Source organism: Sphingomonas sp. Leaf9 (assembly GCF_001421355.1).
GTDB lineage: Bacteria > Pseudomonadota > Alphaproteobacteria > Sphingomonadales > Sphingomonadaceae > Sphingomonas.
In genome coordinates this window covers 586,953-601,169 of record NZ_LMKC01000001.1, presented here as the reverse complement: position 1 = coordinate 601,169, position 14,217 = coordinate 586,953, and the positions used below count along the sequence as shown (strand labels likewise).

The following is a 14,217-nucleotide window of genomic DNA, read 5'->3' as shown; positions in this document are numbered from 1 at the left end:
CGATGCCCGCCGGGATTTGCGATTTGCGGGAAGGAAGGTCATGTCCTGAAGCGAATATCGCGACCGGTACACCGCCGATCGTCATTCCAAAGGATTTCCGTGAAACACGAACAGGCCACGCCGTCCGCATCCATCGACCGGGTTGCGACGCGCCTGTTCCGCCTGTCGCTCGGCGTGTTCTTCATCGGCGGGTTCGTCGCGTCGTCGATCAGCCTGCTGGTGCCGCGCCTTCGGCTGACGCTGGGGCTCGATTACCTGATGGCGACCAGCGTGCAGCTGGCGTCCTTCTCAAGCTATCTGCTGTTCGCGGTACCGGTGGCCGCGATCGTCGCCGCAAGCGGGTTCATGCGCGCCCATGCCATCGGCCTGTCGATCATGGCGCTGGGTTGCATCGGGCTGGCCGCCGGGCTGACGATGCAGCAATATCCGGTCATCCTCGTCGCGCTGCTCGCGGTGTCGACCGGCGCGACGTTCCTCCAGATCGCAAGCAATACCGCCGCGACAATCGTCGGCGATCCGCGGCGTGCGGCCATTCGCCTGAACGTTCTGCAGGGTTTCAATTCGGTCGGGACGGTCGCCGGGCCGGCGCTGGGCGCGACGACGATCCTGTCGGCGAAGGTCGCGACCGATCCGACCGGCCCGGTCCTGCCGTTCGCCCTGGCGGCGATCGTGCTGGCCCTGCTGGCCGCCGCGTTCTTTCGCCGCCGGGACCTGCTTGCCGGACTGCCCGCCGGCAGCCTGCACATCACGCGGTCGGCATGGATCGCGACGCTGGGCGATCGGCGGCTGCTGGCGGGGGCGGGGGCGATCTTTCTGTATGTCGGTGCGGAGGTGACGATCGGGGCGCTGCTCACCGATTTCCTGATGACGCGTCATGCGCTGGCATGGCCCGCCGAAGCGGCCGCCGGGCTGGTCGCGCTATATTGGGCCGGGGCGATGGCGGGGCGTTTCGCCGGTGCCGCTGTTATGCGGACGGTTGCGCCGGCACGGGTGCTGGGTATCGCCGCGGCGCTGGCCACGTTACTGGTCGTGGCCTCGGTCATGACCAGCGGTGTCGTGGCGGCTGGGGCGTTGCTGGCGGTCGGGGTCGTCAATTCGATCATGTACCCGACCATCTACGTCCTCGCGCTGCCGGTTCGGCCGGAACAGACCGCGCCGGGGGCGATGACCCTGTGTATCGCCGTGATCGGCGGGGCGATCGTGCCGATGCTGACCGGGGCGCTGGCCGATCGGATCGGGCTGGTTCACGCGCTGCTGCTGCCCGCCGCCTGCTATCTGCCCATCCTCGCCTTTGCGCGACGCTATCCGATGCCCCGCACCCCCGCATAATTGGCGATTGCACGGCGGAAACTTTGTGTTACACAATTGGAAGCGCTTCCAATCACTGTCTCGGTGATCCTATGGCGGCGATTAACCGGCCACAGACCGGGTTGATGGGGGAGGATTGTCATGGATTGCCTACGCATGCGCCGCGCGACGACGCTGATCTCGCTGCTGCTGGGTTCGACCGCGCTGGTGCCCGGCGCGCTGGCGCAGGAAGCGGCAGCCCCGGTGCCGGGCACGGCCGGGCCGGTGGAGCCGTTAGCAGACGATCCCGCCGCTCCTGTCGACGATGCCATCGTGGTCACCGGCATCCGCCGCGGCGTTGCCGACGCGATCAGCCTGAAGCGCAACAACACCTCGATCGTAGAGGCGGTGTCGGCCGAGGATATCGGCAAGCTGCCCGACGTGTCGATCGCCGAATCGATCGCCCGTCTGCCGGGCCTTGCCGCCCAGCGCGTTGCCGGCCGGGCACAGGTCATCTCGATCCGCGGCCTTGCGCCCGACTTCACGACCACGCTGCTCAACGGACGCCAGCAGGCGAGTTCGGGCGACAATCGCGCGGTCGAATTCGACCAATATCCTTCCGAACTGCTCTCCAGCGTCGTCGTCTACAAGACGCCCGATGCGCAGATTGCGGGCATGGGTCTGTCGGGTACCGCCGACCTGCGCACCGTTCGCCCGCTCACGTTCGGCAAGCAGGCGTTCGCGGTCAATATCCGGGGTGAGAAGACCGAGGGGCGCAAGCTCAACGACGATGTGCGCAATGTCGGCTACCGCGTCAGCGCCAGCTATATCGACCAGTTCGCGAACGGCACGATCGGCATCGCGCTGGGCTATGCCCGGATCGATTCCCCATCGGGCAACCGCCATTACAAGGCCTATGGCTACGAAGCGTTCGGCGATCAGACCGATGCGAACGGTGCGCCGATCAACATCGTCCGCCCCGACAGCGCCGATGGCGCGCTGCTGGTCAACGGGCAGGAGGTGTTCGTCACCTCGCGCAGCAACGTGCGCGACGCGTTCATCGGCATCCTCGAATGGCAGCCGAGCGACAGCGTGCATTCGACGCTCGACGTCTATTATTCCAAATTCCGCCAGAACGAGGTGACGCGCGGCGCGCAGTGGTTTTCCAACCCGTTCGCCGACGGGCTGACCTATACCGGCGTCACGACCGCGGATCTGGGCGGTACGAAAATCGCGACCGGCGGGACGCAGGTCGGCGCGGTGCCGATCATCCGCAACGACAATAACCGCCGCAACGACCAGCTGTTCTCCGCCGGGCTGAACAACGAATTCCGCCTCGACGACCGGACGCAGTTCGTCGCCGACCTGTCCTATTCGCAGAACAAGCGCAACGAACAGATCCTCGAAACCTATGCCGGCTATGGCCGCGGCACCGGCGGGGTCACGCCGGCCACGCCGAACGTCGGCCGCACGCCCGACAATATCGGCTTCACCACGCCCGAGGACGGCTTTGCCAGCTATGATCCGGGGCTAAACTATGCCGATGCGAACCGGGTGACGCTGGGCGACCGCGCGCCGTGGGGCGGGTGGGGCCATGACGGCGCGATCCGCTTCCCGAAGGTCGATGAGAAGGTCTATGCCCTCGACCTGCGGTTGAGCCACGAGGTCGAGGGGTTCTTCAGCGGCTTCGACATCGGCGTCAACTGGACCCATCGCAGCAAGTCGAAGGCGGTCGACGACAACGACCTGTTCCTGAAGAACGGGCGGCAGCAGGTGCTGGTCGATGCCGGGCTGCTGCAAAAGCCGACGGACCTGGGCTTTGCCGGGTTCGGACAGGTATTGGCCTTCAACCCGACCGACCTGCTGGCGCGTTATTACGACATCACTCCGATCCGCGACGCCAATTTCTATGACAAGAACTGGTCGATCCTCGAGGACGTCATCACTTGGCACGCCAAGGCGAATATCGACTGGGGCCGGCTGAAGGGTAATGTCGGGGTACAGGTCGTCAACCAGGACCAGTCCTCGACCGGCGTGGTCATCAACGGCCTCGAACCCGGACAGCCGATCGTGCCGCAGCGTATCCGCGACGGGGCGAGCTATACCGATGTGTTGCCCAGCCTGAACCTGATCTACGATCTGGGCGGCGGGCACCGGTTGCGCTTTGCGGCGTCCAAGACGATGGCGCGGCCGCGGATGGACGACATGCGCGCGAACGTCGCACCGGGGTTCAACTCGCTGGTGTGTTCGGGCCAGCCCTGCGCGCCCGGCACCACGGTCAATCCATGGTCGGCATCGGGCGGCAATGCGAAGCTGAAACCGTGGCGCGCCGACGCGCTCGACCTGGCGTACGAATGGTACATCAACCCGACGACGTACCTGTCGGTCGCCGGCTTCTACAAGGACATCAAGACCTATATCTACCAGCAGTCGGGCACGTTCGATTTCAGCGGCATCCCGTTGCCGACGACCGCCAACGCCATCCCGGCGGGCGTCGTCATCAGCAACATCGGGCAGATCACGCTGCCGGCCAATGGCAAGGGCGGATCGGTCAAGGGGCTGGAATTCAGCGGCGCGTTCAACTTCGGCACGCTGACCTCGGTCCTCGACGGGCTGGGCGTGCAGGGCAGCCTGTCGCTGACCGAATCCAACCTCAACCCGACCAGCAACCCCGATCCGACGCAGGCGGTGCGCATTCCGGGGCTGTCGGGCACGGTCTACAACCTCACCGGCTATTACGAGCGCGACGGGTTCCAGGCGCGGATCAGCCAGCGTTATCGGTCGGGCTTCAAGGGCGAGGTCGTGCAGCTGTTCGCCACGCGCGGCTTTACCGAGATCCTCGCCGACAAGCAGGTCGATGCGCAGGTCGGCTACACGGTCCAGGGCGGCGCGCTGGAAGGATTGGGCGTGTTGTTCCAGGTGAACAACCTGACCAACTCGCCCTACCGCACCCGCCTCGGCCTCGACGGCGGCGGGACCAAGACGTCGGACGGCGGGTCGCTGCTCGAAACCTATGAAACCTATGGGCGGCAGTTCCTTCTGGGGTTCAACTACCGCTTCTGACTTCCCCCCAGCCTCGCGGCGGGCAATGCCCGCCGCGACTTTTTTCGGGGCGACGGGGCATGGCCGATGCCATCGCGATCGAGGAACGATAGAACCACCGCATGACCCCGCTCAAACGCATCCTGATCGCCGGTGGCGGATCGGCCGGGTGGATGACCGCCGCAATGTTCGCGCGGCTGTTCAAGGGTCGCTATGCCATCACCCTGATCGAATCCGACGCGATCGGCACGGTGGGGGTGGGCGAGGCGACGATCCCCGCGATCAAGAAATTCAATGACCTGCTGGGGCTGGACGAGGACGATTTCCTCCGCCGGACACAGGGCAGCTTCAAGCTGGGCATCCGCTTCGACGACTGGTCGCGGATCGGCAGCAGCTATGTCCACGGCTTCGGCGTCATCGGCCGCGATCTCGAATGGCTGCGCTGCCACCAATATTGGACGAAGCTGCATCGTGCCGGGGCAGGCGGGCCGCTCGACGATTATTCGATCAACACCGTCGCAGCGACCGCCAACCGCTTCCTGCGCCCGCGCGCCGACATGCCCGACAGTCCGATCGGGCAGATCGCCTATGCCTTTCACTTCGACGCCGGCCTCTATGCTGCCTACCTCGCCGATTACGCCCGCGCGCGCGGCGTCGAACGGCGCGAGGGGGAGATCGTCGCGGTCGGGCAGCATCCCGATACCGGCTTCCTCTCCTCGGTCACGCTGGCCGATGGCGCGGTGATCCAGGCCGATTTGTTCATCGACTGCTCGGGCTTTCGTGGGCTGCTGATCGAACAGACGCTATCCACGGGATATGAATCGTGGAGCCACTGGCTGCCATGCGACCGGGCGGTGGCGGTCGCGTCGGAACGATCGGCGGATTTCCCGCCCTATACCTGCTCGACCGCGCGGCCCGCCGGATGGCAATGGCGCATCCCGCTGCAACATCGCACCGGCAACGGCCATGTCTATGCCAGCCGCCACATGGACGATGCCACTGCAGAGGCGCTGCTGCTCGACCATCTGGAGGAGCCGGCGGTCGGCACCCCCCGGCGGCTGTCGTTCGTGCCGGGCAAACGGCGCAAGGGCTGGGTGCGCAACTGCGTCGCGATCGGCCTGTCGGCGGGGTTCCTCGAACCGCTGGAATCGACAGGGTTGCACCTGATCCAGTCGGCGATCCTGCGGCTGGTCCGGTTGATGCCTGATGCCGGTTTCGACCCCGCGACCATCGCCGAATATAACCGCCAGACCGATTTCGAGATGGAGCGCATCCGCGACTTCATCATCCTGCATTACAAGGCGACGACACGTGACGACACGCCGTTCTGGCGTCACGTCCGCACAATGGACGTGCCGGAAACGCTGGCGCGCAAGATGGCGCTGTTCGCCGCCAACGGCCGCATCTTTCGCGAGGATGACGAACTGTTCGCCGAGGAGAGCTGGATCCAGGTCCTGATCGGGCAGGGGATCGTGCCCGCCGCGCCCGACCCGCTGGTCGACGTGACCCCGGCTGCGGAGATCGAACGCTATCTGGCCGATGTGCGCGGGGTCATTGCCAAATGCGTCGCGCGGATGCCGGCGCACGACGCCTTCGTCGCGCATCATTGCGCCGCGCCATCGCCGACCGGCACCGCATGACCCCGCCCCACCGGATCGGCGCGTCGCTTGCGCGTCGTGCGCGCCGCTGCCACACGGCTGGGGCGCGATAATCCGGGGAGCGGGGCGGGAAGTGACGGCACGCAAGCCAACGATCGATGACGTCGCCCGCCTGTCGGGGGTCGCCCGCGCTACCGTGTCGCGGGTGCTGAACGACGGCCCCAATGTCAGCGCGCGGTCGCGTACCCGCGTGCTGGAGGCGGTGGCGACGCTTGGCTACCAGGTCAATCTGCAGGCGCGCTATCTGGCGGGGGGCGGCAACCGGTCGGTGCTGCTGATCCTGGCATCGGATACCGAGAGCGAGCCGAATTCCTATTACCAGTCGGCGCTGGAGATCGGCGCGCTGCGCGTCTGCATGCAGACGGGCATGGAACTGGTGACCCATAGCCTGCAACAGACCCGCGACGACGTCGAGGCGCGCCTGATCGAACTCGTCGAGGACAGCCGCTGTTCGGGCGTCATCCTGACCCCGCCCTTTTCCGACCGGATGACCTTGATTGCGGGGCTGCGCCGCATCGGCGCGTTCGTGGTACGCATTTCGCCCGCCACCGCCGAGGATGGCGGCGTGCCGGGGATCGGCATGGACGACGAAGCGGCCGGCTTCGCGATGGCCCGCCACCTGATTGCGCTCGGGCATCGGCGCTTCGGCTTCATCCAGGGGCGGGCCGAGCATCTGTCGGCGGAGCAACGCTATCGCGGGGCATTGCGCGCGCTGGACGAAGCGGGACTGGCACCGTCTGCCATGCGGGCCGAACGGGGCAATTTCACGTTCAAATCGGGCGTCGACCTGTTGCCGAAGATGGTCGCGCTTGCCGATCGGCCGACGGCGATCATCTGCGCCAACGACGATACCGCCGTCGGCGCGCTGTTCGCCGCGCACCGCGCCGGCATCGACGTGCCCGGCGACCTGTCGATCGCCAGTTTCGACGATACCCCGGTGTCGGCACTGGTATGGCCCCCACTGACCACGGTGCACCAGCCGATCCAGGAGATGAGCGCGCGGGCGGTGCAGATCATCGCCGAGGCGCTGTCGGGCGCCGCGCCGGTCGCGGCAGGGGCCGAACGGCTGCCCTTTTCCATCGTCGAGCGCGGATCGGTCGCGGCACCCGCCAGCGTTTGACTTTTCCCGGCGGCGCGTCGATGAGTGCGATTGGAAGCGCTTCCAATTGCGCCGATAGGAGAGGTTATGACGTCGATCCACCGTGCGACGCAGTGGGGCGTCGCGACCACGCTGCCCCTGCTGCTGCTCGCGACCGCAGCGGATGCCCGGCAGACGCAGACGCCGACGCCAGTGCCCGCCGACGCCGCCGAAGGCCGCGCCGATACGCTGGTCCGTCGGATGACGCGCGAAGAGCAGCTGCGCTACGTGTTCGGTTACTTCCCGCCGATGAGCAAGGACCGCCCCGCCGACATGATCCCGTCGGCCGGCTATGTGCCGGGCGTCCCACGCCTGAACATCCCGACGCTCAGGGAAAGCGATGCCTCGCTCGGCGTCGCGAACCAGATCGAACAGCGTAAAGGCGACGTCGCGACCGCGCTGCCCGCCAGCCTTGCGCTCGCCGCCAGCTTCGACCCCGACCTCGCCTATCGTTCCGGCGCGATGATCGGTGCGGAGGCACGGGCCAAGACGTTCAACGTGCTGCTGGCCGGCGGCGTCAACCTGACCCGCGATCCGTGGGGCGGGCGCACCTTCGAATATCTGGGGGAGGACCCGCTGCTCGCCGGGATCATGGCCGGGGAATCGATCCGCGGCGTCCAGTCGAACCATATCGTCTCGACGGTCAAGCACCTGGCGCTGAACCCGCAGGAGACGCTGCGCACCACGATGGATGCCCGCATCGGCGAGGCCGATCTGCGCGAAAGCGATCTGCTCGCCTTCCAGATCGCGATCGAGCGCGGGCGGCCGGGGTCGGTGATGTGTTCGTACAACAAGCTCGACGGCGACTGGGCGTGCGAGAACGACTTCCTGCTGAACCAGGTGCTGAAGCGTGACTGGGGCTATCGCGGGTGGGTGATGAGCGACTGGGGCGCGGTGCATTCGACCGTCAAAGCCGCCAATGCCGGGCTGGACCAGCAATCGGGCCGCGAACTCGACAAGGCGATGTTCTTTGGCAAGCCGCTGGCCGATGCGATCGCCGCCGGCACGGTTTCGCCCGCGCGCCTTGCCGACATGAACCGCCGCATATTGTGGGGCGTGGTGTCGACCGGGCTGATCGACCATCCGGTGTCGACCACCGCGCAGACGATCGATTACGCCGCAAACGCCCGCGTCGCGCAGGAGGCGGCGGAAAAGGGCGCGGTACTGCTGAAGAACGATCGCGGCGTCCTGCCGCTGGCGCGCACCGCCAGACGCATCGTGGTGATCGGGGCACACGCCGATGTCGGCGTGCTATCGGGTGGCGGATCGTCGCAGGTGCGATCGGTCGGCGGCGCGCCGGTCGAAATCCCGCTGACCGAAGGAGCGGCATCGTCCTTTGCGCGAATTACGTGGCACGCCTCCTCGCCGCTCGCCGCGATCCGGGCGATGGCGCCCGGTGCGACCGTTACCTATCTCGACGGCCTCGACCCCGCTGCCGCGGCCGCCGCCGCGCGCAAGGCCGACCTCGCCATCGTCTTCGCATGGCAGTGGCGAACCGAGGCGCAAGACGTCGAAAGCCTCGCGCTGCCGGGCCTTCAGGACACGCTGATCGATGCGGTCGCGGGTGCCAATCGCAACACCGCCGTCGTGCTGGAAACCGGCGGGCCGGTGCTGATGCCGTGGCTGAACAAGGTGCCGGCGGTGTTGCAGGCATGGTATCCGGGACAGCGTGGGGGGCAGGCGATCGCCAACCTGCTGTTCGGTGCGGTCAATCCGTCGGGCAAGCTGCCGATGACCTTCCCCGCCAGCATCGAACAGGCGCCGCGCCCGGTGATCGCCGGCCTGGCCGAGATGAAGGCCGCCGATTCCGCACGCAAATCCGGCGGCACGTACGGCATGGTTGATCGCGAACTGTCACCGGTCGTCCCGTATGAAGAGGGCGCGGCGGTCGGCTATCGCGGCTATCTGAAGCAGGGCAAGCGGCCGCTCTTCCCGTTCGGTCATGGCCTGTCCTACACCAGCTTCCGCTATGACGGGCTGAAGGTCGAGGACGGGGCGGAGCTGCGTGTCAGCTTCACCGTCACCAACACCGGCCGCGTCGCCGGGGCCGACGTGCCGCAAATTTACGCCACTGCCGGCCGCCGTGCGGGGCCGACCACCCGGCTGATCGGCTTCGAACGGGTGGCGCTGGCACCGGGGGAGCGTCGCCGCGTCAGCGTCACGGTCGATCCGCGCCTGATCGCCGATTACGACGTGACCGGGCGGCGCTGGCACGTCGCCGCCGGGCGCTATCCGGTCACGGTCGGGCATTTTGCGGGCGACGCCGCATTGTCGGGCACCGCGACCCTGACCGAACGGAGCGTGAAGCCATGATCCGCCGCCCGCTTCTCGCCATGGTCGCGTTGCTGGCCATCGGCGCAGCACCCGCGCCGCCCGCCGGCATCCGCGCGTGGCAGACCAATGCCGATGGCAGCCAGCGCTTGGAGCCCGTCGCGCTGTCCGCCGGGCAGGCGGGGGAGGGGGCGACGATCGTTATCGATCCCACGCGCCGCTATCAGACGATGGTCGGCTTCGGCGCGTCGATTACGGACGCCTCGGCGATCCTGATCCAGCAACTGCCCGCGTTGCAGCGACAGGCGCTGCTGCGCGACCTGTTCGGCAGCGGCCCCGACGCCCTCCGCCTGGGGTTCACCCGGTTGACCATCGGGGCATCGGACTTTTCGCCGACGCACTACAGCTTCGACGACATGCCCGCCGGACAGCGCGACCCGGCGCTGGCCCGCTTCTCGATCGCGCCCAACCGCACGACCGTGCTGCCGACTGTGAAGGCGGCGCTGGCGATTAACCCGCGGCTGGTCGTGATGGCCAGCCCGTGGAGCCCGCCGGGCTGGATGAAGACCGGCGATTCGATGATCGGCGGCACGCTGCGCGACGATGCCTATCCCGTCTATGCCCGGTATTTCGTCCGCTATCTGCAGGCCTATGCCGCAGCGGGCGTGAAGATGGCCTATGTCACCATCCAGAACGAACCCGATTTCTCGCCCCGCGATTATCCGGGCATGAAATGGGCGGCGGTCGATCGGGCACGCTTCGTCGGGCGCGATCTGGGGCCCGCGCTGGTGCAGGCGAAGCTTGCGACCCGCGTGCTCGAATGGGACCATAATTGGGATCAGCCGCAGCAGCCCGAAACCGTGCTGCGCGATCCCGTTGCCCGCCGCTATGTCGCCGGGGTTGCCTGGCACTGCTATGGCGGTGACGTGTCGGCCCAGTCGCGCGTGCACGCCGCCTTTCCGCAGACCGACACCTTCTTCACCGAATGTTCGGGCGGGAACTGGCGACCGGGATGGAAGACCGGTTTCGGCGACGCCGTGCAGAATCTGATGATCGGATCGACCCGGAACTGGGCGCGGGGCGTACTGCTCTGGAACCTGGCGCTTGATCCGAAGGGCGGCCCGAACAAGGGCGGCTGTCGCGATTGTCGCGGCGTCGTCACCATCGACCCGGCCCGACATACCGTGCAGCGCGAGCTGGAATATTATGCGCTCGGCCATCTCAGCCGCTTCGTCGATCCGGGTGCCGTGCGGATCGACAGTGGCGAACCGGCCGACCTTCCCAACGTCGCGTTCCGCAATCCCGACGGCAGCGTCGTCCTGCTGGCCTATAACCGGGCGGCCACCCCGAAAGCGTTCAGCGTGCGCAGCGGCACGCGAACGGTGCACCACCTGCTCCCGCCCGGTGCCGCCGTCACCCTCCGCTGGGATGCGACCGGCCGCTGACATGGCGCTGCGCATCGGGGAGGGTGTCCCCGATGCGCAGCGTTCGTGCAGGCAGGATCAGAAGCTGAACTTGGCGCCCGCGCTGAAGCTGCGGCCGACCAGCCCGGCATAATGCCAGCTGCTGAGATAGTTCGGGTTGCTGGTATAGGCGCCCGACGCCAGCGGGGCGCGGGCGTTGGTCACGTTCTGGACGTTCACGAAGAAGCGGAACTGGTCGTTCACCTCCACAGCGGCGTTCAGGTCGGCATAGATGAACGGCCGGATGTAGCATTGCGCGGTCAGCGCCTTGCTGCACGACAGGTCGATCACCCCGTTGACCGGCGTGATGTTGTCCGCCGCGACCTGCTTGATCCGGCCGACATAATAGGTCGTCGCGGTCACGGCGAGGTTGCCGACTTCGATCGAGTTCTGCCAGTTGCCGCGCGTGCGCGGCGTGCCGCCACCCGACGACAGCTGGTACGGCCCAAGCGTACCGGCATATTTCTGCACGACGCCATCCGGGGTCACCAGGTCGAGATTGATGACCTGCGTGACGTCGAGCCGGCTGATGAGGCGCAGCTGGTCGTTCACGGGGACGTTCAGGTTCGCCTGCATGTCGACGCCCGAGCTGACCTGATAGTTCGCGTTGACATAGGGCACGTCGAACACGAGCAGACGGGGCAGGGCATTGGGGTTGTCAGGATCGGGCGCGTCGATGACGTTGCAGCGATAGCCTTCGCCGACCGCGGCAAGCGCGGCGCACCCGGCGGCCGAGTTGGCCTGTCCGTAATAGGCGGCGATCGCATCGGCGCGGCGCGGACCGGTGACGATCAGGTTCGACTTCTTGATGTTGTAATAGTCGACGGTGAGGTTGAACCAGCGCACCGGCTTGAAGATCGCGCCGGCCGAGAAGCTGCGCGAGACTTCGGGCAGGATGTCGGCATTGCCGGTCGCGCCGCTGCCGATGTTGTAGGTGTTGGTATAGGCGGCGTTGCCCGGATGCGCCGCGACGAAGCTGGCCGGCGGGGTGAACGACGAGAAGCCCGAATAGCTGCTGGCCGGATTGTTTTCGGCAAAGGTCGGTGCGCGGAACCCCTTCGAATAGGTGGCGCGCAGCGAGAACTGGTCGATCGGCATGAACTTCATGCCAACCTTCGGCGAGAAGCGGCTGTAGCCCTGCGAATAATTGTCGTAGCGGCCAGAGACGTTCAGATCGAATTCGCGCACGAACGGCGCGTCGATTTCGAAGAAGCCCGCGGTCACCGTCTGCGCGCCGCGCGCCGACGACGTGTTCAGCCCGTAATAGCTGAGGTCGCGGTTCTGGTTGCGGTTCATCAGTGTTTCGCGACGGACCTGGAACCCGGCCCCGACATTCAGGTCACCGCCGCCGAGCGGCAGCAGCGCCTTCAGCACCGAGCCGCCGATCGTTGCGACCGTCGAATAGGACGGGGTGGTCCGATCGGGCGAGATCTGCGCGCGCACCGCCGCGCTGTTCTGCTCCGGATTGACGAAATTGTAAGCACCGGTGTTGATCGCGCCCAGCAGCCCCTGGATATTCAGGAAGCCGCGCTGCGTGACGGCAAAGTTGTCGCGGGCATAGACGCCGTTCAGGCGGAACTTGAACCCGCTGCCCAGGTCGCCCGAAATGCCCGCCGTGGTGCGGAACACGTCGACATAGCGGTGGCTGTTCGCCGGAATGTCGCCGAACGAATAATAGATGCGCGCCGCACCCTGGCCCGGATTGGCGGCAAAGGCCGCGGCATAGGGGTTGTTCGGGTTCAGTCGCCGATCCGCCGCCGTCGCGCAGTTGGTGCCGGCCGCACAGATATAGACCGGCAGCACGATGCCTGGGCTGCTGGATGCCAGCGCCGCCGACCCGCCAAAGGGCTGGGTCTGGCGGATGCCGGTCGGGGCACCCTTGATGTCGACTTCGGAATGCGAATAGCTGCCGCTGGCGAACATCTCGAGGTTGTCGCTCAGCCGGATGCTCAGGCGACCGGTGGTCGAATACCGCTGCTGCTGCGGCTGGATGATCGAATATTCACCGGGGATGTTGTGCGCGCATGCCGTTCCGCGTGCGGTCGTCGTATTCACCGTATAGGTGCCGAACGGGCACGAACCGGGATTGAGCAGCTGATACTGGGTCGTCAGCGGCGAACCGATCTTGCCCGACAGCGGGTTGTTCAGGTCGCTCTGGCTGACGCGGACGACGACGGCCTGGGGGTTCTGCGCGGTCAGCGATTCGTCGTTCAGGTTGCGGTCGCTCAGGCCGCTCGGCCGCAGGTCCAGCGTGTTGAACGGGTAACCGCGCGAATTGTTGGTGATGTAGGCGTCGTAGGTATATTCACCGTTCAGGTAGAAGTTGAACCCCTGTTCCTTGTAGTCGCCATAGCCGGCGGTCAGCGTGGCGCGGTAGCGCGAGCCATCGGCCTTTTCGGTGGTGCCGCCCTGCACCGACCCTTCGACGCCCTGGAAATTCTTCTTGCTGATCAGGTTCACGACGCCGCCGATCGCGTCCGCGCCATAGGTCGACGAGGCGCCGTCCTTCAGCACTTCGATCCGGTCTACGATGCTGAACGGGATCGAGTTCAGGTCGACATAGGCGTTATGGCCGTCGTCGTTCAGCGGGAAGTTCGCCGAGCGCAGCCCGTCAATCAGCACGACGGTCGACGATACGCCCAGACCGCGCAGCGACACCGCGGCACCACCGGCCGAAAAGCCGTTGCGGAACCCGGTCGAGATCGACCCGGCGCTGTCGGCCGAGACCGAGCGGATCGCGTCCTGCGCGGTGGTGATGTTCGCGCGTTCGAGCGTTTCGGCGCTGAGCACGGTTACCGGCGAGATCGAGCTGGCGTTCGAATCGCGGAACAGCGTGCCGGTGACGATGATGGTCGCGGGCAGACCGGCATCGGGGGCCGGTGCTGCCGGCACCTGCGCGACGGGTGCCGCCGCCGCATCCTCGACCACCGGTTCGGCAGTGGCTGCGGCCGGTGCCGGTACCGTGTCCTGGGCCAGCGCCGGAAACGCGGTCGCGGCCAGCAACGCCGCCGTCGAGATGCCGAGGCGCAGCGCGCCACGAGCCGAATGAATCACAACCACCTGGAATTTTCCCCCAAAATTACACGGCGACATGCATCGCCCATCCCCCGTGCGCCGTGCAGGACGGAGCGAGGCCGCTGTATGGCGGGGGGCGTTACCGGGGTGTTAAGGACGCGGTTGGAACGGCGGGAAATATATCCGCTGCAGCGGTGGGGTAGCCCTACGTGCCTCTCGCCCTCCGTGCTGGCGCTCGCAGGCTGACCTGATGCGGCCTCGTCGCTGGACGCAATCGATGGGTGCGAGAGGTGTCGCTGCGTCGGCAGAAGGGATGGGCCCCCCGCATGAACGCTAATTGCCA

At 66.7% G+C, this 14,217-nt stretch carries 7 protein-coding genes; 6 read left to right on the top strand and 1 reads right to left on the bottom strand.

Going from position 1 to position 14,217, the window contains the following annotated elements; translation table 11 throughout:
* Positions 1-99: 99 nt before the first annotated feature.
* From ASE58_RS02905 to ASE58_RS02880, 6 genes are all read left to right on the top strand, one after another.
* The gene (locus tag ASE58_RS02905) at positions 100-1,329 is read left to right on the top strand and encodes an MFS transporter (protein ID WP_055817690.1); all 1,230 of its coding nucleotides are present in this window, start codon (positions 100-102) and stop codon (positions 1,327-1,329) included.
* Between the two features lie 135 nt (positions 1,330-1,464).
* Entirely contained in the window at positions 1,465-4,350 is a 2,886-nt protein-coding gene (locus ASE58_RS02900; protein WP_082468904.1) for a TonB-dependent receptor, read from the top strand.
* A 101-nt stretch (positions 4,351-4,451) separates the two neighbouring features.
* Positions 4,452-5,969 (top strand): tryptophan halogenase family protein, encoded by a 1,518-nt coding sequence (locus ASE58_RS02895; RefSeq protein ID WP_055817688.1) that lies wholly within the window; start codon positions 4,452-4,454, stop codon positions 5,967-5,969.
* A 91-nt stretch (positions 5,970-6,060) separates the two neighbouring features.
* Positions 6,061-7,107 carry a LacI family DNA-binding transcriptional regulator gene (locus tag ASE58_RS02890; RefSeq protein WP_055817685.1) on the top strand — a complete coding sequence of 349 codons (1,047 nt, stop codon included), beginning with the start codon at positions 6,061-6,063 and terminating at the stop codon, positions 7,105-7,107.
* 66 nt (positions 7,108-7,173) lie between these two features.
* A complete protein-coding gene (locus tag ASE58_RS02885) occupies positions 7,174-9,438 on the top strand; it encodes a beta-glucosidase (protein ID WP_055817683.1) in 2,265 nt (754 codons plus the stop codon).
* Complete coding sequence (locus ASE58_RS02880; RefSeq protein WP_055817682.1) at positions 9,435-10,841, top strand: glycoside hydrolase family 30 protein; 1,407 nt, start codon at positions 9,435-9,437, stop codon at positions 10,839-10,841. Before ASE58_RS02885 ends, ASE58_RS02880 begins: the two co-directional genes overlap by 4 nt.
* A gap of 57 nt (positions 10,842-10,898) precedes the next feature.
* On the opposite strand, the gene ASE58_RS02875 is transcribed toward ASE58_RS02880, so the two are convergent.
* Positions 10,899-13,919 carry a TonB-dependent receptor domain-containing protein gene (locus ASE58_RS02875; protein WP_327196322.1) on the bottom strand — a complete coding sequence of 1,007 codons (3,021 nt, stop codon included), beginning with the start codon at positions 13,917-13,919 and terminating at the stop codon, positions 10,899-10,901.
* Positions 13,920-14,217 lie beyond the last annotated feature (298 nt).